General features: G+C 66.3%; 20 protein-coding genes. 13 read left to right on the top strand and 7 right to left on the bottom strand.

Annotated features, from left to right (window positions below):
* Positions 1-553: FAD-dependent oxidoreductase (locus ACWDU1_RS11375; protein ID WP_449997703.1), on the bottom strand; the 553-nt coding region annotated here is incomplete at its 3' end.
* A gap of 31 nt (positions 554-584) precedes the next feature.
* Positions 585-1556 carry a PDR/VanB family oxidoreductase gene (locus ACWDU1_RS11370; RefSeq protein ID WP_449997702.1) on the bottom strand — a complete coding sequence of 324 codons (972 nt, stop codon included), beginning with the start codon at positions 1554-1556 and terminating at the stop codon, positions 585-587.
* A 154-nt stretch (positions 1557-1710) separates the two neighbouring features.
* Between ACWDU1_RS11370 and ACWDU1_RS11365 the strand changes: the two genes are divergently transcribed.
* From ACWDU1_RS11365 to ACWDU1_RS11355, 3 genes are all read left to right on the top strand, one after another.
* Entirely contained in the window at positions 1711-2664 is a 954-nt protein-coding gene (locus ACWDU1_RS11365; protein WP_449997700.1) for a LysR family transcriptional regulator, read from the top strand.
* A gap of 198 nt (positions 2665-2862) precedes the next feature.
* Positions 2863-4206: an MFS transporter gene (locus tag ACWDU1_RS11360; RefSeq protein ID WP_449997698.1), complete on the top strand. Its 1344-nt coding sequence runs from the start codon at positions 2863-2865 to the stop codon at positions 4204-4206.
* Positions 4207-4542: 336 nt separating this feature from the next.
* On the top strand, positions 4543-5799 hold the full coding sequence (locus tag ACWDU1_RS11355) for a DUF3500 domain-containing protein (protein WP_449997696.1): 1257 nt from the start codon (positions 4543-4545) through the stop codon (positions 5797-5799).
* Positions 5800-5840: 41 nt separating this feature from the next.
* On the opposite strand, the gene ACWDU1_RS11350 is transcribed toward ACWDU1_RS11355, so the two are convergent.
* From ACWDU1_RS11350 to ACWDU1_RS11335, 4 genes are read right to left on the bottom strand one after another with little or no spacing between them, the layout of a single operon-like run.
* The gene (locus tag ACWDU1_RS11350) at positions 5841-6932 is read right to left on the bottom strand and encodes a cupin domain-containing protein (protein WP_449997694.1); all 1092 of its coding nucleotides are present in this window, start codon (positions 6930-6932) and stop codon (positions 5841-5843) included.
* A gap of 34 nt (positions 6933-6966) precedes the next feature.
* Positions 6967-8334: an MFS transporter gene (locus ACWDU1_RS11345; protein WP_449997692.1), complete on the bottom strand. Its 1368-nt coding sequence runs from the start codon at positions 8332-8334 to the stop codon at positions 6967-6969.
* 4 nt (positions 8335-8338) lie between these two features.
* Positions 8339-9223 (bottom strand): fumarylacetoacetate hydrolase family protein, encoded by an 885-nt coding sequence (locus ACWDU1_RS11340; RefSeq protein WP_449997690.1) that lies wholly within the window; start codon positions 9221-9223, stop codon positions 8339-8341.
* Positions 9224-9258: 35 nt separating this feature from the next.
* Entirely contained in the window at positions 9259-10485 is a 1227-nt protein-coding gene (locus ACWDU1_RS11335; protein WP_449997688.1) for an FAD-dependent monooxygenase, read from the bottom strand.
* A gap of 79 nt (positions 10486-10564) precedes the next feature.
* Between ACWDU1_RS11335 and ACWDU1_RS11330 the strand changes: the two genes are divergently transcribed.
* Both ACWDU1_RS11330 and ACWDU1_RS11325 read left to right on the top strand, forming a co-directional pair.
* Positions 10565-11332, top strand: coding sequence for an IclR family transcriptional regulator (locus tag ACWDU1_RS11330; RefSeq protein WP_449997686.1), 768 nt, complete (start codon positions 10565-10567; stop codon positions 11330-11332).
* A gap of 568 nt (positions 11333-11900) precedes the next feature.
* On the top strand, positions 11901-13184 hold the full coding sequence (locus ACWDU1_RS11325; RefSeq protein ID WP_449997684.1) for an MFS transporter: 1284 nt from the start codon (positions 11901-11903) through the stop codon (positions 13182-13184).
* A 158-nt stretch (positions 13185-13342) separates the two neighbouring features.
* Here ACWDU1_RS11325 and ACWDU1_RS11320 read toward each other — a convergent pair whose 3' ends face one another.
* Positions 13343-14263: a LysR family transcriptional regulator gene (locus ACWDU1_RS11320; RefSeq protein ID WP_449997682.1), complete on the bottom strand. Its 921-nt coding sequence runs from the start codon at positions 14261-14263 to the stop codon at positions 13343-13345.
* Positions 14264-14399: 136 nt separating this feature from the next.
* On the opposite strand from ACWDU1_RS11320, the gene ACWDU1_RS11315 reads away from it, so the two are divergent.
* The 8 genes from ACWDU1_RS11315 (at position 14400) to ACWDU1_RS11280 (ending at position 21968) form a co-directional block, all read left to right on the top strand.
* Entirely contained in the window at positions 14400-15530 is a 1131-nt protein-coding gene (locus ACWDU1_RS11315) for an FAD-dependent monooxygenase (protein WP_449997681.1), read from the top strand.
* Between the two features lie 48 nt (positions 15531-15578).
* Positions 15579-16517, top strand: a complete 939-nt coding sequence (locus ACWDU1_RS11310) for a VOC family protein (protein ID WP_357769658.1) — start codon at positions 15579-15581, stop codon at positions 16515-16517.
* A gap of 95 nt (positions 16518-16612) precedes the next feature.
* Positions 16613-17500 (top strand): fumarylacetoacetate hydrolase family protein, encoded by an 888-nt coding sequence (locus ACWDU1_RS11305; protein WP_449997679.1) that lies wholly within the window; start codon positions 16613-16615, stop codon positions 17498-17500.
* On the top strand, positions 17497-18246 hold the full coding sequence (locus ACWDU1_RS11300; RefSeq protein WP_449997677.1) for an SDR family NAD(P)-dependent oxidoreductase: 750 nt from the start codon (positions 17497-17499) through the stop codon (positions 18244-18246). Before ACWDU1_RS11305 ends, ACWDU1_RS11300 begins: the two co-directional genes overlap by 4 nt.
* Before the next feature lie 12 nt (positions 18247-18258).
* Positions 18259-19428, top strand: coding sequence for an alpha/beta hydrolase family protein (locus ACWDU1_RS11295; protein ID WP_449997675.1), 1170 nt, complete (start codon positions 18259-18261; stop codon positions 19426-19428).
* Positions 19425-20402, top strand: coding sequence for a cyclase family protein (locus tag ACWDU1_RS11290; RefSeq protein WP_449997674.1), 978 nt, complete (start codon positions 19425-19427; stop codon positions 20400-20402). The genes ACWDU1_RS11295 and ACWDU1_RS11290 overlap by 4 nt, the downstream gene beginning before the upstream one ends.
* A gap of 115 nt (positions 20403-20517) precedes the next feature.
* Positions 20518-21312, top strand: coding sequence for a CoA transferase subunit A (locus tag ACWDU1_RS11285; protein WP_449997672.1), 795 nt, complete (start codon positions 20518-20520; stop codon positions 21310-21312).
* On the top strand, positions 21312-21968 hold the full coding sequence (locus ACWDU1_RS11280; protein WP_449997671.1) for a CoA transferase subunit B: 657 nt from the start codon (positions 21312-21314) through the stop codon (positions 21966-21968). The genes ACWDU1_RS11285 and ACWDU1_RS11280 overlap by 1 nt, the downstream gene beginning before the upstream one ends.
* Positions 21969-22189 lie beyond the last annotated feature (221 nt).

The following is a 22189-nucleotide window of genomic DNA, read 5'->3' as shown; positions in this document are numbered from 1 at the left end:
TGCCGGCACCGTCGGCACCCAGCACCCACTGCGCCGCGAAGCGTTCTATGGCGCCATCGGCGCATTCGGCGCTGACGACGGCGTGGTCCTCGTAGTTCTGCAGTCCGATGACCTGACGGCCCCACCGCACCTCGACCGGGAGCTTCTCGTCGGCGATGATCCGCAGCACGACATCGACCAGCCGGTCCTGCCCGAGGTGCAAGTTGTAGGGGTGGTCCACCATGCCGTCCAGCAACGACAGGCCGTACTGCACGCGTTCCCCGGTTTGCCAGTTCCAGAAGCAATAGTCCTGTTTCAAGAAGCCCTCCCGGCCCGCCGGTTCCAGCACGCCGAGCCGGTCGAGGCCGTCGAGGGTCGCCCAGTGGTAGACCACCGCACGCGGTGCCCGGACCACGGCGGGCGAACGTTCCACCACCACTACGGGAATGCCTTTTCTGGCCAGACCGAGTGCGTTGAGCACCCCGACCGGCCCTGCGCCCACCACCAGCACTGGGAGGGGTTCCGGTGCGGTCGTGCGGCGCGCCGCCGCTGGATCGAAATTCTTGTTGTTCAAGGCAATTCCTGTCCGAATTAGGGACGCCCGCTCAGGCGTCGAGCACGAGTCGGGTTCCGCGGCCGCGTGAGCAGCAGATCATCATCGACTCGTCCGCGGCCTTTTCTTCGTCGGTGAGGATGGAGTCGCGGTGGTCGGCCGAGCCGGAAAGGATGGCGGTTTCACAGGTCCCGCAGGTACCTTCCCGGCAGGAGGAGATGACCGGCAGACCGAGTTCCTCCATCACCTCGAGAATCGATTTGTCGGCTGGTACATGGAGTTCGATACCCGAACGATCCAGGTAGACGTCGAACGCCTGCCGATCACGGATCAGCGTTGCGGGATTCGCCGGCGTGAAACGCTCCACCTGCAGTATGCGTGCCGCATCGTCGCCCAGTTCCTGTGTAATGGCCTCGAGCATGCCGCCGGGGCCGCAGGCGTAGATCAATTCACCGTCCCGGAGACCGGCCAGCGCCCGGCTCAGGTCGGGTGGTCCGTGCACGTCGTCCGGGTGGCGCACCACCCGGTCCGGATAGCGGGTCAGTAGCTCGTCGGCCCATGCCATGGCTGAGGCAGTCCGGCCGAAGTACATCAGGTTCCAGGCTGTTCGTGTGGCCTCGGCGCATTCGATCATTTGCAGCAGCGGGGTGATGCCGATACCACCGGCCACGAAGCGGTAGGCCGGTGCGGGCCGGAACGAGAAGTTGTTGCGGGGGCCGGCGCAGCGCAGGATCGTCCCCGGGCGCAGGTCGGTGTGAATGTACTCGGAGCCGCCACGCCCGCGGGGCTCGCGCAGCACAGCCACTCGATACTGTGCGCGGTCGGACGGCGCGGGGACGAGTGAATATTGACGGATCATGCCGCCGGGAAGATGGAGGTCCAGGTGTGCGCCCGGTTCCCAGCCGGGCAGTGGAGCGCGCCCGGGGTTCACCAACACCAATTCGACGACGTCGTCGGCTACCAGATGAATAGATTCGACTTCCATCCGGAAGGTTTGTCCGGTGCTTTCGCCGGGGTGCGACATCGCGGCTCCATCGTGCTTTGTCGAATTCGGGTGAGTGATAAGAGCAAACCGCCGGAGCGGTACTCGTTCGATGTAATTTAGTTGTCCGCCCGGAGGTTTTGCGCCGACCTATACGATTGAGTATCGGCCCATACCTTCTCTGTATAGTCTGCACATGGAATTACGTCAGTTGAGGTACTTCGTGGAGATCGTGCGGCACGGGTCCCTGTCCGGCGCCGCGAAGGCACTCCACATGAGCCAGCCTCCACTGAGCGCAACCATCGCCACCCTGGAGAAGGAGCTAGGGGTGCGCCTACTGGATCGGACAGGTCGCGGTGTGGCACCCACGGACGCCGGGCGGGTGCTGATGCGGCGCGGCGAGCAGCTCGTCCGGGAGGCCGATCAACTGGCCGACGAGCTCCGGCGCCACGGTATGGGCGTGCTCGGCTCGTTGCGCCTGGTGGCATACATGCCCTATGTCCAGACGATGCTGCCGGCCGTGCTGGCCGCATACCGGCGAGTGGCGCCCGCGGTCGACATCCAGATCGTCGACCTCCGCCCCGAGGAGGCGCTGGAGGGCTTGGAACAAGGGGCGGTCGACGTCGCCTTGATGACCACCAGCAACCACGACCTGAGCACGCAGCTGAATCGTCTGTCGGTGCATACGCGGCCGTTGGGAGAGGTCGAGCTGGTCGCGATCCTGCCGCCACACGAGCTCTGGCCCAGGTCGATGTCCTGGGCGGACCTGGCCAGGTATCCGGTGTTCACCCCGGCGGTGTCCCCCCGGTTTCCGGGGCTGGGCAATCTGGTGCTCGCCGAGCTCGTCCAATACGCCGACCGCCGACCGGATATCAGGACGGTAGGCCAGCATCAAGCGGTGCTGGCCCAGGTCTCCGCCGGACTGGGCGTAGCCGTCAGCGTGCGCGGTGCCGCCGACACCGGCCCCGGCTGCCCGGTGACGATACGCCCGCTCGCACACGGTCAGCGCTCCCTCACCATGGAGCTGGTCTGGCCCCGGCAACGTGAGCTGCCGGAAGCCGTGACCCGGTTCCTCGAACTGGCGACGGAGGTGCTCGGTGCCCACTCCGTGACGGGCGACGACGGTGCCGCCTCCGGTGCGATCACGTAATAGTCCTATTACCGGCATATTGCGAGAATTTGCGCGACTGCGCGTGAGCAGCGAATATGCATTCGACCCGGGGTCATAGGTTCCCGCTTGCCGGCTATACATTCGGCGAATAGCTGAACGTGAGCGCGACGCACGACGCTTATCGTGATCCGATCAGTGGCGCACGCCACACGTTTCATCCCACGAGGAGTACCCCCTATGGGTTCGTCATTCCCCAATTCCCCGGGACGTGTTCCCTCGCCGGTCCGGAAAATCGCGGCCGCCTCACTGGCGGGAAATACCGTCGAATACTTCGATTTCGCGATCTACGGTCTCGCCGCGGCGTTGTTCTTTCCGAAGCTGTTCTTTCCCGATGCCGATCCGCTCCTGGGAACGCTGCTGGCATTCTCGACCATGGCTTCGGGCTATTTCGTACGTCCGCTCGGCGCCATGGTTTTCGGCCACTTCGGCGACAAATGGGGACGTAAGCCGGTCCTGGTCGTCACCCTCGTCTTGATGGGCACCTCGACGGTTGCCATCGGTTTGCTTCCTACCTACGACCAGATCGGCATGCTCGCGCCCTTCGCGCTCGTCGCGTTGCGTCTCGTCCAAGGCTTTTCTGTCGGCGGCGAGTGGGGCGGAGCCGTTCTCATGGCATTCGAGCACGCTCCGACGAAGAAACGAGGCTTCTACGCCTCCGTCCCGCAGGTGGGCCCGGCCGCCGGTACTCTGCTCGGGCATATCACCTTCCTGCTGACCACACTGCTGCCCGAAGAACAACTGCTCGACTGGGGCTGGCGCCTGCCCTTCCTGCTCTCCGCCCTGCTGGTCTTCATCGGGTACGTCATCCGCCGCAAACTCGACGAGTCCCCGGTATTCCTCGAAGCGGCCGCCGCGGGCGACCGTACCGGCTCGCCGCTGCTGCAGGTGCTCCGTACCGACCTGCGGCGGGTGCTGCTGGTGACCGGTGGCTTCATCGGATTCGGTGCGATGTCCACCGCGGTGGCGAACTATTTCGTGGGCGCGGGCACCGAACTCTACGATATCCCCCGTACTGCCTTGCTCACCGCGACACTGTTGTCGACCGCGGTGCAGATTCCGGTCATCCTGCTCGCCGGGCGGTATTCGGACCGGGCCGGGGCGCGAGCTCCCCAACTGGTCTGGGGTGCGCTGCTGTGCGTCGCGGGTATCTTCCTGATCGCGTGGGCGGTGTCCACGGCGAACGTGGTCCTGGTGGCCCTCGCCTACATCGTGGCGTTCGGCGTCTTCTACTCACTGGTGTACGGCGCGCAACCGGCGATCTTCGCGGAGAGCTTCGATCCGACCCGCCGGTTCACCGGTATGTCCCTCGGCTATCAGCTCGGGAACGTGCTGGGCACGGGTCCGATGCCCGTCTTCGCTGTGATGATGTTCGGCGCCACCGGTAGCGTCTACGCCGTCGCCGGTCTGGTGGCGGTGCTGCTGCTGGTATCGCTGGCCTGCCTGATTCCGTTGTCCAGGGAAGCCGATACGCGCCGCCGGCAGGAGATCGAGCCGGGCGCGGCCCCGGCCTTGACCATCTGACCGGCACGGTAAGGCGTACAACGGTGGCGGTCCGCGAGCCCGGTGTAGCCCGGCCCGCGGACCGACCGGCGTGTCTCGTCGGGAGCTGTTGCGGGTGAGTTCGGTTTGCTCAGGCTCCCGGGCGGCCGTGATCGCTGGGGCCGGTCGAGTCATGAACATCCGCGCGGTACTCACCCGCCGGTGAGCGGACGCGGTAGCCATCGCGGTGCCGGCGCAGGCAGCGAGGTGGCTGCACGCTACCGCCCGGCCGCCGCCACTTCCGCGGGTACAGGGTTCACAGCAAATGCCCAGCTGGCCCGCAGTGGGTCCGGAGGCTGCGCACATACTTTGTGAACCATGACCCGTCACGTTTTCACCACCGGCTTCGGAGCTGGGCGGCACCGCCGCCGTACGGCTGTCCTGTCCGCATTGGTGGCCGGCGGTCTGCTGCTCGGCGGATGTGCCACCGATACCGCCGGCACTACCGCAGCGACCACGGCCACCTCGATCTCGCAGTCGGTCGCCTCGACCGCCGCCACCGACGACGCGACGACGACGGTCGATACTATCTCGGCGTCGGCCGCCGCAGCCGAAGCGTTTCTGCACACCCTCTCCGACGATCAACGCGAGCAGGTGACCTACGCCTACGCCGACGAGACCAAGACGACTTCCTGGTCGAATTTCCCGGTCACCTTCGTTGATCGCGCCGGGATCAACCTTGCCGATTTGACCGAGGAACAGCAGGCCGCGGCACTCGACGTGCTGGATGCCCTGCTGAGTGACGAGGGCTACGCGACCGTTACCGGCATCATGGGCGGCGACGAATACCTGCACGAGAACAGTTCGTCCACCGAGGAATCGCTCGGGCAGTACTACATCGCGTTCTTCGGTGACCCGTCGGATACGAGTGCGTGGGAGATCCAGTTCGGTGGCCACCATCTGGGGATCAACGCCACACTCGACGGCTCCACCGATTCGATCACGTTCGCGCCGACTCACCTGGGCATTCAGCCCGCGGTGTACACCGATTCCGACGGCAACGAAATCCAGCCGTTCGACCCGATCTACACGTCGGCCTTCGCGTTCTACGACAGCCTGAGCGACGAACAGAAGACCGCCCTCTACCAGGGCGAGACCGTGGCCAATATGGAGTGCGCCCCGGGTAGCACCTGTGATTACCCCACGGGCACAGGTATTTCCGGGGCAGACCTCACCGACGAACAAAAGCAACTGCTGCTGGGCGTCATCGCGAACTGGGTGGGGCTGGCCGACGAGGAAACCGCCTCCGAAGCCCTCGCGAAGATCGAGGCCACCCTCGACGAGACCTACGTGAATTGGTCCGGTACGACCACCTACGACATGACCCGAGGCGAGGGTATCTACTTCCAGATCTCCGGGCCGGATGTGTACATCGAGTTCGCGGCCCAGCAAGGATCGGCCGGCGCCGACGTCGACGGCGTCAACACCTCGGGGTGGGGACATGTGCACACCATTTACCGCGACCCCGCCAACGACTACGCGAACAGCGTGACCCAGCAGGAATCGACGGGTATGGGGGGACCGGGCGGCCCCGGTGGATCCGGAAACGGTATACCGCCCGCGGGTATGCCATAGAATACCCGCCGACTCCGGGAACCGACCCGAGCGGATGGATTTCAGCGGGTGGGCACTGTCGACGTCCGGTTGTACCGGAGTTTCTCGATGACGGGGGCGTCGGAGAATCGGAAGAGGTCGAGGCCGGTTTCACTTTCCAGCGACCACGAGACCCATGAGGGCACTACGAACAGGTCTCCGGTGGTCAGGGCTCGGCGTTCGCCGCCGAGGACGACGTGTCCGTTTCCGTCGAAGACCTGCCAGATCGAGGAGCCGACCTCGCGGCGGGCCGCGGTGTGTGTGCCGGCTCGGAGCCTGTGGAACTCACATCGGATTGTGGGCAGTACGTCGTTGCCGTTGACCGGGTTGGTGTATTTGATTGCTGCATGGCCCGGTTCGATGGTGGCCGGGTGTCCTTCTTCTTCGAGTAGTAGTTGTTCGCGGAGTGCGCGGTCGGTGTGCTCCCAGCGGTAGGCGGCGATCGGTGTCGAGTCGCGGGGCCCGGGTGCCGAGAGCGGCGTGAGGCCGGGGTGGCTCCACAGTCGTTCGGATCGGGAGATGTGGGGGGTGGTGGTGTCGGTGACGGTTTCCGGGCCGAATTCGAAGAATCCGAGGTCGAGGTCGTGGGCGAGAGGTACGTCGAGGCCATCGATCCAGGCCATGGGTTGGTCGGTTTCGTTGTGGTGGCCATGGAAGCACCAGCCCGGTGTCATGAGCAGGTCGCCGCGACGCATGGCGACAGGGTCGCCGTCGACGACGGTCCAGACGCCTTCGCCTTCGATGACGAAGCGGAAGGCGTTTTGTGCGTGCCGGTGTTCGGGTGCGGTTTCGTGGGGTCCGAGCCATTGGATGGCGCACCACAGGGTGGGGGTGGCGTACGGAGTGGGAGCGAGGCCGGGGTTGGCCAGGCCGATGGCGCGGCGCTCGCCGCCGCGGCCGACGGGGACGAGTTCGCCCGAGCGGCGGGCGATGTCGAGTAGTTCGGACCATTTCCACACGTGTGCGACGGCTGCGGGGGCGGGGCTGGACGGCATCAGGTCCCCGGTCTGGGTCCACAGCGGTGCGGTGGAGTTGCGTTCGAAGTCGGTATAGAGCCGGTCGAGTTCGGGGCTGGGGTCGGGCCCGGTTTGTGCGGCGATGTCGTTGCTGGACACGGGTATTACTCCTGGGAATGGTGAGTAGGGGCCGTCAGTGCATGACCGGGGCTGTTTCGCCGCGTAGGTCGGGGGGTGCGGAGCGATCGGCGGTGTCGGCGAGGACGGGACGGCGGCTGCGCAGGGCGAAGATGGCCAGTGCACCGGCGATCAGCGGCACGATGAACAATACGTACAGGCTTTTCGGTGACCAGGCTGCGTCGATGAGGGCTCCGGCGATGATCGGCGAAAAGATCGCGCCGACCCGGCCGAGGCCGATGACCAGCCCCACCGCGGTCGCTCGGGTCGACGACTCGTAATACATCGGCCCGATGGCGAACATGCCGGCCATGACCGCACTGGTGACCAGCCCGAGGACGGCGGCCGAGATGAGGGCTGTGGTGAGCGATCCCATGGAGACCGAGTAGAGCGCGAATGCGCCGCCGGCCAGGGTGAACAGTGCGGTCAAGGTGCGTCGGACGCCCAATCGTGCGGCGAGTGGCCCGAACACCAGGGCACCGGCGATGCCGCCGGCGCTGAAGCAGACGCCGGCCTGTACGCCGTCCTCGGTGGTGAAGCCGCTGCCGCTGACCAATTTGGGAGTCCAGGAGTTGGCGAAGTAGAAGGCGGCCATCAGGACGAAGAAACTGAATCCCAGCAGCGCTGTGGTGACCAGATTGGGCCCGGTGGTGATGGCGCGCCAGTTCGCAGTCACCGCGGCTTTGCGCGCCGGGACCGGGGGCAACTCGCTGAGAGTCGGCTGCCGGAGTCTCGACAGGATGGTGTTGATCCGGTCCAGGGCGTTGCGGGGCCGGCGGGTGAGCAGGAAATCGACCGATTCCGGCAGCACCGCCGCGGCGATCAGAGCCGTGCACAGCGTCGCGACGGCGCCGAAGGCGAACACGGCCCGCCAGTCGAACTGGGTGAGCAGGACACCGGCGATGATTCCGCCGAGGGTGCCACCGATCGGCTGGCCGGCGGTGTAGAAGCTGATCGCGGTGGAACGGTGTCGGGCCGAGGAGTATTCGGCGACCATGACGTTGAGACAGGCCTGCAGGGTGCCGACGGCGACACCGGTGACGATCCGGACCACGAGCAGCATGGTGAATCCGGTGGCCACGGCAGACAGGGCCATTCCGGCGGAGACGATCAGCGCGCACGCGACGATGGTGCGGCGCCGGCCGACGATATCGGCGACCTGGGAGACCAGGATCGAGCCGGCGGCCATCCCGAACAGGGCGGCGCTGAGCAGGATCCCCAGTTGCGAGCCGCTGAGCGACCATTCATCGGAGATGTGTGAAGCGCTGAATGCCAGGGCCAGCACATCGAACCCGTCGAGCATGTTCAGCAGTACGCAGACGGTGACGACCGCGTACTGGAGGGGGCGCATCGGAGCGGCGTCGATCCGTGCTTTGATGTCCATGTTTCTACCTCTGGGCAGTGCGCGCATCGAGGTGCGCGCCGGGGCGATCGGTGTAGGAGATGGCGTGTTCGCCTGTGACGTCGACTTCGAGAGTGCCGATGCGGTCGATCTCGAGGCGGATGCTGGTGCCGTGGTGCAGGGGTCCGACTCCGGCGGGGGTTCCGGTGGCGATGACGTCCCCGGGGTGCAGGGTCATGACCGAACTGGCGTAGGCGACGAGTTCGGCGACGGAGAAGATCAACTCGGCGGTGTTGGTTTGTTGCCGTAGTTGCCCGCCCACCCAGCAGCGCAGCCCCAGCGCGTCCGGGTCGCCTACCTCGTCGGCGGTCACGATCCAGGGGCCCAGCGGGGTGAAGGTGTCGAACGATTTGCGGGTCGAGCGGTCCTCGGTGGAGCGGACGGTGATGTCGAGGACACCGGTGTATCCGAAGGCGTAGTCGAGTGCTTCGGCGGGCCCGACGTGGCGGGCGGTACGGCCGATGACGATGGCGAGTTCGCCTTCTTGGTCGGTCCGCTTGTCGGTGTAGGGAAGTTCGACTTTCTCGCCCGGCCCGATGATCGAGGTGTTGGCTTTGAGGAACACGCCGTACTCGGCGATGGTTTTCTGCTCGTGCATCTCGACCTTGTGGTCGAGGTAGTTGACCGGCGCGGCGACGATCTTGCCCGGACGCGACAACGGTGCGCGCAGCGTGACGGTCTCCAGCGGGTGCGCCGGGCATCGGGCCAGGTCGAGTTCGCGCAGTTGCGCGGCCGTACCGCCGTTTTCCAGCCACGGCAGCCAGGGCCCGCCGTAGCGGCCGGCGGCGGTGGGGAGTAGGTCGGTGACGTCATGGACGCCGGAGTCGGTGATGATCGCGGCGCGGTCGCCGTCCAGAACTGCAAGACGCATAATCGATCGGTGCTTTCGGTGGTGGACGGGCGTGGTCAGACGGTGGTGAGCCGAGGGCTGCGCAGCAGGTCGAACACCGGGCCGCGGTAGATCCAGTCGGCGTGGTCGCAGAGATCGGCCGGTTCGAGGGTGGCCAGCAGGGCGTTGCGGACGAAGCGGTGTGCGCCGCGGGCGTGGCAGATCTCGCCGAACAGGCGTGCCTTGGTCTGCACCTCGGCGGTGCGCGGTCTCCGGGTCCGGCTGAACTGTTCCAGCACGGCGGGCCAGTCGGTACCACCAGAGGTCTCGGTGAGGAACAGTTCGAGGGTTTTGGCATCCTCGAGTGCCTGGCAGCAGCCCTGTGCCAGGTACTGCAGCATGGGATGGGCCGCGTCACCGGTCAGCATCAGTCGACCCGAACCCCAGTCCTCGGCGGGTTCGCGGTCGTACAGCGGCCAGCGTCGCTGTTTGCCGACGTAGGCGATCGCGTCGCGCACGTGGGGGTGGCAGTCCGCGAAGGCGGCGTCGAGTTCGTCGACGCCGCCGAATTCCTGTTCGCCGCGTCGGAAGGCCGGCGATTCGAAGACGGCGACCTGGTTCAAGACCTCGCCGGCGCGTAGCCGGTACTGCACCAGATGGCAGCCGGGGCCCACCCAGACGACCACGTCGTCCAGCTCGCGGTCCCGCGCGGGTACCTCGGTGATCGGAACGGTGCCGCGATAGGCCACATATCCGGAGGGAACCAGTTCGTCACCGACGATCGTCGCACGTAGCGCGGAGTTCAGGCCGTCGGCGGCGATGGTGGCCGCGGCCGGGAAGGTGCGCCCGTCATCGGCGACGGTCACGGTACCGGTGCCGGTATTTTCGACTCGCTCGACGCGGACCTTGGTGTGCAGCTCGACACCGGCTTCGCGGCACGCCTCGAGCAGTATCGCGTGCAGATCGGTGCGGTGGATGACCGCATAGGGAGCGCCGAACCGGGTCAGGAACTCGCCCGTCAGCGGGAGGCGGCCGATCTCTTCGCCGGAGACAGCGTCCCGCATAGCGATACCGCCGGGAAGAACACCGACCGCCTTCACCTGCTCCAGCAGACCCCACGATGCCAGGATCCGGGTAGCATTCGGCCCGAGCTGCAGCCCGGCCCCGATTTCCCCGAACTCCGTGGCTTGCTCCAGCACAACAGCCTTTTTCCCGGTGCGAACGAGTCCCAGCGCGGCCGCGAGCCCCCCGATACCGCCCCCTACAACGACGACAGTGTCGTTATCTGAGTCACAATTATCCATAGGAGACAGCTAAACGCCTCCGTCCCGAAACAAGGAATAAGATTCCGCTATGCGCAATCCGCCTCTGCCTGATCGACCGGTGAACGCGGTCGGCTCCCTCGACCGCGGGCTACGGCTACTACAACTACTGCGCGACTACGGCAGCTTGCGGGTGATGGACGCTGCCACACATTTGGATATCTCCCGCTCCAGCGCGCACCGTCTGCTGCAGACGCTGGCCTACCGTGGGTTCGCCGTGCAGGACGACAACCACGTCTACCTGCCCGGGCCGTCCCTGGACGCCGCGCCGGCACGGCTGGCGTGGACCAAGGCGTTCGGTGCGCTGTGCCAGCCCCATCTGGAAGTGCTGTCGCGGCGCAGCGGGGAATCGGCGAATCTGATGATCCGGGTGCGCGACAGTGTCCGCTTCCTCGGCACGGTGCGTGCGCACTCGGTGTATGCGACCAATGACCGCGACGGTGTGGTCATGCCGGCCCACCGGGCCTCAGGCGGCAAGGCGCTGCTGGCGGCCCTGCCCGCCGCGGAGGTCGAGCAACTGTACCGGCGAGCGCGCACCGGCGCGGATCCATTGCTGGGGGAGGCGGAGTTCCGCGCGTTGGTCAGCGATCTTGCGTCGACCGCCCGCAGGGGTTTCGCGATCAATTTCGAAGAGACCGAGCGGGGTGTGGCAGCGGTGGGGGTGGCGGTGCAGGCAGGTGGGCACCGCGCGATCGGCGCGGTGTCGTTGTCGTGTCGCGCGGACCGCTTCGCAGGGCTGGTCGACAAGACGCTGGTTCCACTGTTGCTCGATGCCAAGACGCAGATCGAGAAGGACCTGTCGATCATCGATCTCGATACCGGTGCCTGACCGGTGACCGGACCGCCTCCACGGTCGTGCGGACCCGCCTCGGCGCCTGGGCACCGCCGCCGAGTAGGCGGACGCAGCACTACTGAGGTCAGCGATGCCGGCCGAGCCCCCGGATTTCTCATGACGGAATTGTGTGGTGCGTGCCGAGGGCGGTCTTTAGCTTTCCCGCATGCCTCAGTGTGACTTGAACAACGCAACTTGGTTGCAAGTGAGGCCGATCACTCCGGTTCGCTGCTGCGCCGGTCGGGGTGGAAGTCGCTGTGATGCGTTCGCGGGCAGGTCCGCGATGCCGTACCACAGCGTCGTCCTGGTAGGGATGCAAGCCGTAGGGCCGCGGATGCCTGCCGCTGGTTCCGTTGCCGATATCGGCTTGCGGGCCGCCACCATCACCGGTTCCGAAGTAGCGCAGACACCTCGTAGGCGGGACCGCCGTTGTCACCGCTACAGCGGATGGGCAGGGACGCGCCGCGGCCTTGTGTTTCGCAGAAGCCGGTGCGGTCGTATCCGGCTGCGATGAGGTCTCTACGGCAAACACGAAACTACAACCGATCTATCGAGGGAGTTGCACGTGGACGATCGAAGTGATCGCACCGGTACATTCACAAAGAATGAGCTCACGGCCAACTGGAAAGTTCTCGTCTTCGCAACGGTGGGCGCGGGACTGGGTTTCAGTGCTCTCGGGTATACGCTCGGCCCGCTGATCGTCCCGTTGCAGAATGAGTTCGGCTGGGGAAGAGGGCAGATCACCCTCGCGAGTCTGTGGAGCTCGCTGGGAATGGCGATTGCGCTTCCATTCGTGGGTCCGCTGCTCGACCGGTTCGGCGTGAAACGCGTGGCGGCGGTGTCTCTTCCGCTGTTCGCCGGGACGATCTTCGCGCTGAGCCGCTTCGGTGGAGGGCTCGGGTTCTTCCTCGTTCTGTACGGCATCACGGGTGTGCTGGGGGTCGGTACATCCGCCGTAACCTATTCCAAAGCAATCGTCGAACGGTTCGACCGCAGGCGGGGGCTCGCGTTGGGAATAATGGCGACCGGCCTCGGGCTCGCCGGGCTGGGCCTGCCCCCCCTGATCGCGGCTGTTGTCGCTGCCGGCGGCTGGCGAGATGCCTATCTCACGGTGGCACTCCTGGCGCTCGTGCCCCTACTACTCTTGGTGGTGACGAGGTTCCCCACGCCTGCCGGCAGAGTCGGCACTCAGGCGGGTGATGAGCGAAAAGCTGCGGCCGCCGTGGGACGTTCGCTGGTGACGCGCGAATTCTGGACACTGGTCGTATCGTTCTTCCTGCTCGGGTGGGCGTTGCTGAGCATGGTTCCGCACTTTGTCCCGATGCTCATCGATACCGGTGTGGACCCGGTCAGAGCAGCCCTGCTGGCTTCATTCGTCGGAGTGGGAACCGTCGTCGGCCGACCGATCCTGGGATGGTTGATCGACCGTTATTACGCGACCCACGTCGCGATACCGATGTTCGTCGCGGCCGCGGTCGGGTGTCTCGTCCTGCTGGTCGGCGGAGCGCAGTTCGCACCCTTGACCGCTCTGCTCATCGGAATCGGATTCGGTGCCGAAATCGACCTCATGTCCTACCTGAGCTCGAAGTACTTGCACCCGGCGAACTTCGGGACGCTCTACAGCTACATCTACAGCGCGTTCATGATCGGATCGGCTTTCGGACCTGTCGCAGCGGGCTACATTTTCGACACCAGCGATTCCTACCGCGTCGCCCTCGTCATCGCCGCCACCTTTCTGTGCCTGGGTTCACTCACGTTGGCTTCGCTGCCACGCTACGAGGGCGAAGCGGGCAGCAGCCTTCTACCCGAACCACCGACCGAAATCACAGCGGTGGAGAGGTCTGCATGAAATCCGCAACATACCTGAACGAGGGCGATCGTGAATAGCGCGCCCGGGCAAGTCCTATCATCGAACACCAGGCGCGGGCGAACCTGCTCGCGGTACTGCGCCGGTCCGCGGGCTCGCGCTGACCGGCGTTGAGGCGCGAACCGATTCCGGTGCTCAGCTCAGCGTGACACTTGCGCGCTCACCTCGGTCAGCATCGAACGCAACCATTGGTGGGCGGGGTCGGCGCGGTGAGTGGGATGCCACCAGAAAGCTTCTACCAGCGGCACGACTTCCCAGGGGCAGGGGAGGATCCGGACGTTCGCGGCGGCGGCGAGCCGGTCGGCGAGGCGGCGTTGCAGTAGTGCGACGCAGCGGGTGCCGGTGACCATGAACGGTACCGCGAGGAAACTCTGCACCACCACCCGGATATCGGGTTCGATACCGATCATTCGCAGCTGCCGGGCCGCGGGAGTGAAGGCGGTCGGGGCGTGATAGGTGACCACCCAGGGCAATTCGGCGAGCTGTTCGAGGGTGACGGTGTCACCGATCTCGGTGTTGTCGCCCGAAACGATGAGCACCCAGCTGTCGGTGAACACGTCGATGGACGGCATCTCGGAGAGGAAACCGTGCGGCAGGAAGGTGCCGTCGGCGGTGCGCAGCGATTCGGGGGCCTGATCGATATGGGCGCCTGTCTGCTGATCCAGGCGTAACCGTACGCCCGGGGCCCGTTCGGCGAGCGTGGTCGCGAGCTGATCGCAGAACACGGTGGCCGCGTAGTCGGAGACCAACACGGTGAACTCCCGGTGCGAGGTCGCGGGGTCGAAGGTGGGAACGGCGTCGAAAACCCGCTGGATCCCGACGAGCGCCGCGGCGGCCGGTTCGCGAAGCTGCTCGGCCAAGGGGGTGAGTTCGTAGCGGTTGCCGCTGCGATGCAGGAGTTCGTCGTGGAAATGGCGGCGTAGCCGGCGCAATGCCGCCGAGACCGCGGGCTGGCTCAGGCCCAGCTGTTCGGCAGCCCGGGTGACATTGCGTTCGGTCAGCAGCGCGTCCAGCGTCGTCAACAGGTTCAGATCCAGGTTTCGCAGCGTACCCGCGGTCACACCTCGAACTATAAACGATGTAGATAGTGAACATAATCGATCCGCTCTTCCGTGATGGTGATCTGGGTCGCACAGTGGTGCCTACCACCTCGTCGCGGAGGACCGGGCGAGGTCACGAGAGCCACTGGAGTCTGTTGTGTCTGCTGTCCGCAATGTGTTGGTGATCGGCGCCGGTTCCGCCGGTACCGCCGCCGCGATCCTGCTCGCCGAAGCCGGGATATCGGTCGAACTCGTCGAGGCCAAACCGGATATCGCCGCTCTGGGATCAGGTATCACGCTGCAGGGCAACGCCCTACGTGTGCTGCTGCAGCTGGGAGTGTGGGAGCAGGTGCGGGCGAAGGGGTACGCCTACGACACCCTGGGTCTGCGCGCACCGGACGCCGCGGGTACCCTGCTGGTCGAACTCGACGAGTTGCGCTCCGGCGGCCCGGACCTGCCCGCCAACATGGGAATGTTCCGTCCCGACCTGGCCCGCATCCTCGTGGACCGAGCCGTCGCGGCGGGCGCGACGATCCGTTTCGGTAACGCACCCACCGGCCTGGCAGCCGACGAGCAGGGCGTGACCGTTGATTTCTCCGACGGATCCACCGGTCGCTTCGACCTCGTCATCGGTGCGGACGGTATCCATTCGTGGACGCGGCGCACGCTCGGCATCGATATCGAGCCGCAGCCGACCGGTATGGGAATCTGGCGACTGTTCGCCCCCCGCCCGGCCTCCATCACCCGCACCGATCTGTACTACGGCGGCCCGGCCTATATCGCCGGATACTGCCCGACCGGACCGGACACCCTCTACGCCTACCTGGTGGAAGATGCCCGCGACGACGCCCGGCCGACCCCGGAGCACGGCCTGGCCGCGATGCAGGAGCTGGCGGCGGCCTACCACGGTCCGTGGGACGAGGTGCGCGCCTCGATGACCGACCCGCAGCGGATCAACTACGCGAAATTCGAAAGCCATGTGATCGACGGGCCGTGGCACCGCGGCAGGGTGGTGCTGATCGGCGACGCCGCCCACAGCTGCCCGCCGACCCTCGCGCAAGGGTGCGCCCAGGCGCTGGAGGACGCCGCCGTGCTGGCCGAACTGCTGATCGCCCATGACGCGGTATCCGAGGACCTGTGGCGTGAGTTCACCGGCCGCCGGCTGGCCCGGGCGAAAGATGTCGTCGAATCCTCGGTCCAGCTGGGGCAGTGGCTGCTCGACCGTGCACAGGGCGATGTCGCCGGACTGATGACCCGTATCTCGCACATGGTTGCCGAGCCCGCGTGAGCAGCGGCTTCCTCCGGTAATCCGGGCACTCGAAACGAAGGACAAAGCATGAACGAACGATTGATCACCCATTTACGGCACGTCGATCTGGCCGTCCCCGACTACGACAAGCAGTTCGAGTTCTATACGAATATGTGGGGGCTGGAACCGCAGACGACCGAGAACGGCCTCGCCTTCCTGGCCGCGGCCGGCTCGCCGGAACAGTATTCGGTGCGCCTGCGCAAGGCCGAGGAGAAACGCCTCGACCTCATTGCGTTCGGTGCGGCGACCCCTGCCGATGTGGACACTATGGCGGAACGCCTGGCCGCCGACGGGGTGCGCCTGATCAGTCGACCGGGCGACCTGCAAACCCCCGGCGGTGGTTACGGTTTCCGGTTCTTCGACAACGACGGCCGCACGCTCGAGGTGTCCTCGGATGTGGCCGTGCGGCGGCACCGCAAGGTCGAGGAGGGGGAGCCGGTGCCGGTCAAGCTTTCGCATGTCGTGATCAACTCGCCGAACCCCGAAGCGACCGTCGCCTTCTACCAGAAGCACCTGTCCTTCGCACTGTCGGACACCCTCATGCACCCGCATATGGGCGAGATGATGTGGTTCCTGCGCACCAACCGGTTCCATCACAGCATCGCCATCGCGCGCTGTCCGCATGTCTCGCTGCATCATGCGTCGTTCGAGATGCGCGGTATCGACGAATACATGCGCGGCACCGGCCGGCTGCTGCGCGGCGGCGTCGAGAAGGTATGGGGCCCTGGTCGGCACATGGCGGGCAACAACACCTTCAGCTACTTCCTCGACCCGCACGGCAACACCGTCGAATACACCACCGAACTCGAGGAACTCGACGAGGACACCTGGCATCCGCATCTGTACGACTTCTCCGATCCCACGGTGAGCGACCAGTGGGGCACCGCGAATCCGATGGAGGAATTCGTGGCCAAGAAATCGTTCAACGACCCCGACCGCGGCTGCTTCGTCGCGCCCCCGGTCTGATGCGGCTCGCGACCTTCACCGCGCCCGGCCCCGCGGCACCCCGTGTTGGGGTTGTAGACGGTGACGCGGTGTATTCGTTCCCCGCTGAACTGAGTATGCGGGACGTGATCGACGCCGGCCTGCCCGAAGCACGCCGGCTGGCCGACCACGCTCGCGCCCGGGGGACCGGGCGACCGCTGGAAGAGGTGCGGCTGCTGGCCCCGCTGCGGCCCGCGTCGATCCGCGACAGTGTGGCGTTCGAGGAACATGTCGAAGGCGTGCGTCGCAGCGTGAACGGGCAGTCGGGGGTGCCCGAGGCCTGGTACGACGCGCCGACGTTCTACTTCACGAATCCGCACGCCGTCCTCGGTCCCGATGAGGAGGCACTGTTCCCGGCATCCTGTGTGGTGCGTGATTTCGAGCTCGAGGTGGCCGTGGTGGTGGGCCGGGCCGGCCGGTCGCTCACCGAGGCACAGGCGCGACAGGCGATCTTCGGGTACACGATCATGAACGACTGGTCGGCGCGGGACCTGCAGAGCCGGGAGATGCAGGTGTCGTTGGGTCCCGCCAAAGGTAAAGATTTCGCGACGAGCCTGGGACCCTGGATCGTCACCGCCGACGAACTCGACCCCTACCGCGACACGGACGGGTTCCTCGACCTCGACTGCGCGGTGAGCGTCAACGGTGTCGAAATCGGCCGCGATGTGCTGAGCAATGCGGGCTGGACCTTCGAATCGATGATCGCCTACGCCTCCCGCGACAGCGGGGTCGAGGCCGGTGATGTGATCGGCTCGGGCACTGTCGGCAACGGCGGTTGCCTCGGCGAACTCTGGGGCCGGCGCGGCGAACAGGATCCGCCGCCACTGCGACCGGGCGACGTCGTGACGCTGACCGTCGAAGGCATCGGCGCGCTGAGCGGCCGGGTCGGAGTCGCCGACCCGGCACCGCCGCTGAGCCCGGTTCGGCGCCGTGACCACGCGGCCTTCCGGCGAGGTTCGCTATGAGCACACTCGCCGGCCGCACCGTGGTCGTCACCGGGGCCGCGTCGGGAATCGGTGCCGCGGTAACGGCCGCGGTCATCGCTGCCGGTGGCCGCGCGGTCGCGGTCGACCGGAATGCCGGGGACGGAGTCCGCCGGCTCGACGTACGCGAACCGCGGGACTGGTCGGCGCTGGTCACCGACCTCGCCGGAGAACCGGTCCACGGCCTGGTCAACTGCGCGGGCCACACCTGGCGGGCGCGGCTCGGGGACGTCACCCCGGACGCTCTCGCCGAAACCCACGCGGTGAACGTCGGCGGTCCGTTGCAGGCGATCCAGGCCCTGTCACCACTGATGCCCGCCGGTGGCTCGATCGTCCTGATCGGCTCGCTCGCCGGCTACCAGGGCCACTACCCGCTGGCCTACACGACCAGCAAATGGGCGGTCCGCGGGCTCACCCGCACAGCGGCCCTGGAACTCGGCGAACGCGGAATCCGGGTCAACACCGTGCATCCGGGATTCATCGAGACCCCGATGACCGCCTCGGCGCCCGCGGAATTCCGGGACGCATCGATCGCGGCCGCGCCGCTGGGTCGCGCGGGCAGCCCGGAAGAGGTCGCGTCCGTGGTCGTGTTCCTGCTCGGCGACGGAGCCTCGTACGTGACCGGAGCCGAGATCCCCGTCGACGGCGGCGTCACCTCGCACGCGGGCGCGAAACCCGTCTCCGATGCCCTGCGCCCGCACTATCAGCCCCCACAAACCACCCACTGAACAGAGGAAATCATGTTCGAATACTTTCCGGGCAATTACATCTGGAACCTTGGCGTCGTCGCGACACTCAACAGCGGCGGCCTGATCGACGAGGTCGACCGCGCCTGCCGCCCCATCCGCGAACTCGCCGCCCAGGGCTCCGATGTCGGCACCGCCGAATTCATGGCCGCCTGGCGGGCCGTCGCCGACAGGCTCGAACAGCAGGCCGCGGAGGCGGAGAAGGCCGGCCACCTGCGCACCGCCGGGCAGTCGTACTTCCGTGCATCGGTGTACACCGCGCAGGCGGAACGGATGCAGAGCGCCAAAGATTCGAGTCGCAACGCCGAATACCAGCGCAGCGTGGACCTGCTGCTGAAATCGTGCGCGCTGATCGACCTCGCGACCACCAAGGTCGCGATCCCCTACGAGGACACCACTCTTCCGGCCTACTTCCACAACGCCTCGGCCGACGGTTCCCCGACCCCGGTGATCATCATGTGGAACGGCCTGGACTCCACCAAGGAGATGATGGTCGGCGCCGGAATCCATACCGAACTCGCCGCCCGTGGAATTTCCACCCTCATGGTCGACTGCCCCGGCAGCGGCGAGGCGCTGCGATTGCAGGGACTCACCGCGCGGATCGACACCGAGGTATGGGCCGCCGCCTGCGTCGACTGGCTCGAGGCCCGCCCCGATATCCGCAACGACCGGATCGGGCTGGCCGGCTGGTCACTCGGCGGCTACTACGTCCCGCGCGCCGCGGCGTTCGAGAAGCGTCTCGCGCTCTGCGTGGCCTGGGGCGCCAACCACAACTGGGGCGCGGTGCAGAAACGGCGACTCGACCGCGAAGGTGAGAACCCGGTCCCGCATTACTGGGACCACGTGCTGTGGGTGTGGGGACAGCCCGATATCCCGACGTTCATCGAGTTCGCCGAGGACATCCACCTCGACGGTGTGGTCGAGAAGATCACGGTGCCGTTCCTGATCGCGCACGGCGAAAAAGACCGGCAGATCCCGCTCGAATACGCGCACCGGTCCTACGACCAGGCGGTCAACAGTCCCAAGCGGGAACTGCGCCTGTTCACCCCGGAAGAAGGCGCGACCGAACATATCGGCCTCGACCACCTGCCGCACGTCACCACCTTCATCGCCGACTGGGTGCGGGACACCTTCACCGAACTCGACGGAGGCGCGCTGTCATGACCCCGGAAGAACTGGACCGCACCGACCCCGAGGGCGCCATCGCCGCCGCGGCCGCGCGGGTCTCCAACTGGGGCCGCTGGGGCCCGGACGACGTCCTGGGCACCATGAACTTCCTCGACGACACCACCCGCCGCGCCGCGGCCGCCGCGATCCGTACCGGACAGTCGCTCTCACTGTCGCAATCCTTCGATATGGACGGCCCACAAAAGGGCTGGCGCCGACGCACCAACCCCGTGCACACCATGCTCGACACCGGCACCGACGCCGTCGCCGGAATCCAGGGCTTCCCACACGGTCTCGGCGGCGCAGACGATGTGATCGCCATGCCCCTGCAATGCTCCACCCAGTGGGACGGCCTCGGCCATATCTTCGACCACGGCCACGCCTGGAACGGCCGCCCCGCCGACCAGGTCGTCACCAGTCTCGGCGATCAGATCACCGGTATCGAAACGGTCGCCGATGTCATCTGCGGCCGCGGCGTTCTGCTCGACGTCGGAAACGCGATCGGGGAGAACGGTGAACTGCCGGACGGTTTCGCGATCACCCCGGAGCATCTCGAAGAAACCATCGCCGCGCAGGGCAGCAGCTCGCAGATACGGCGCGGCGATATCGTCGTGGTGCGCACGGGGCAGTTGACTCGCGTGCGACGGGACGGATGGGGCGAGTACGCGGGCGGTCCCGCGCCCGGCCTGTCCTTCACCACCGCCGACTGGCTGCATATCGCCGAGATCGCCGCGATCGCCACCGACACGTGGGGATTCGAGGTGCGGCCCAACGAATTCGATGTGGCCTTCCAGCCGCTGCACCAGGTCGCGATCCCACAGATCGGGCTCTTTATCGGGGAGATGTGGGACCTCGACGCACTCGCGCAGGCCTGCCGGGACGACGGCAACTACGATTTCTTCCTCACCGCCGCGCCCATCAAGATCACCGGCGCGGTAGGCGCACCCGTCAACCCGATCGCGGTCCGATGAGCGGCCGCTGGGACGACGGAGGCCGATCGGCGGTTCTACCGGAAGCGGCCGCATGAACGGCACAGTGACCACGACACCCCGCACGGGAGGGAAGAAACCGCTACGGGGCAGAGGATTGGACAAAGTAGTCGGCTCGGCGATGGAGGCGGTCGCCGATATCGCGTCCGGATCCACGATCGCTGTAGGGGGATTCGGTCTCTGTGGTATCCCGTCGACCCTGATAGAGGCCCTGCTCAACCACGGTGCCACCGATCTGGAAGCGGTTTCCAACAACTGCGGTGTCGATGATGCCGGCCTCGGCCGCCTGCTTTCGGCCCACCGGTTGCGGCGGGTTGTGGCGTCCTATGTCGGGGAAAACAAGGAATTCGCCCGCCAATACCTCGCCGGTGAGCTCGAAGTGGAACTCACACCGCAGGGCACTCTCGCCGAGCGGATGCGCGCCGGCGGCGCGGGCATCCCGGCCTTCTTCACTGCCACCGGTGTCGGGACCCTGGTGGCCGAGGGCGGGTTGCCCTGGAAATACGACCGGGCCGGTGCCGTCCTCGTTGCCTCGCCTGCGAAAGAGGTGCGCGAATTCGATGGGCGCCAGTATGTGATGGAGCACGGAATCGTCGCCGAGGTGGCACTGGTGCGGGCCTGGAAGGGCGATCGCCACGGCAACCTCGTCTACCGGGCCTCGGCCCGCAACTTCAACCCGCTCGCCGCTATGTGTGGGCGCCTCACCGTCGCCGAGGTCGAAGAGCTCGTCGAACCGGGTGAACTCGACCCGAACGATATCCACACCCCGGGTATTCATGTCCAGCGAGTCGTGGCGCTGTCCGCGCAGCAGGTGACCGAGAAGAGGATCGAGAAGCTCACGACGCGACAGACCGCAGTCCACGACGAAATCTCGGGCGGAGGTGACCACTGATGCCCTGGACTCGGGAGCAGATGGCCGCCCGCGCAGCGGCGGAACTACCCGACGGCTCTTATGTGAACCTGGGAATCGGGTTGCCCACCCTCATCCCGAATCACATTCCGCCCGGCGTCGAACTCGTACTCCAATCCGAGAACGGCATCCTCGGTGTCGGGCCGTACCCGGCACCCGAGGAAGTCGACGCCGACCTGATCAACGCGGGCAAGGAAACCGTCACCGTCGCACCCGGTGCGTCATTCTTCGACTCGGCCGCATCGTTCGGAATGATTCGCGGCGGCAAGATCGACGCCGCGGTCCTCGGCGCGATGCAGGTCTCGGCCACCGGAGATATCGCGAACTGGATGATCCCCGGAAAGATGGTCAAAGGGATGGGCGGGGCGATGGACCTTATCCACGGCGCCCGCACGGTGATCGTGCTGATGGAACACCTCGCCAAAGACGGTTCCTTCAAAATCGTGAACGAATGCAGCCTGCCGTATACGGGGCGCCGGGTCGTTCAGCGAATCATCACCGATTTGTGCGTACTCGATATCGGCCCGGGAGGTCTGACCCTGGTGGAATCAGCGCCCGGGGTAACCGAGGAGGACCTACGCCGCGCTACCGAGCCGCCGATCCGCGTGCAGCGGTCGCGGAACTCTCGTGCCGGGTGATGTCGACGCGTGAAGCGCGCTACGGGGTCAACCCTGACTCAGGGGCAGGAATTCGCGGTCCGTAAGGCGTGGTCGTAGCGGTCGGTCGCCTCCTGGTCACGTTGTTCGCGTAGTCGTTGGTGAGGTCTCGGTAAAGGCTTCGCACCTGTTCCCGACCCGCAGTGATTGAGGTTCCCCCGCTTCCTTGGAGGGCTCTGAGCGTGGTCCGATGGGACCGGGAA

Source organism: Nocardia sp. NPDC003345 (assembly GCF_053589395.1).
This window is presented reverse-complemented; position numbering and strand designations above follow the sequence as displayed.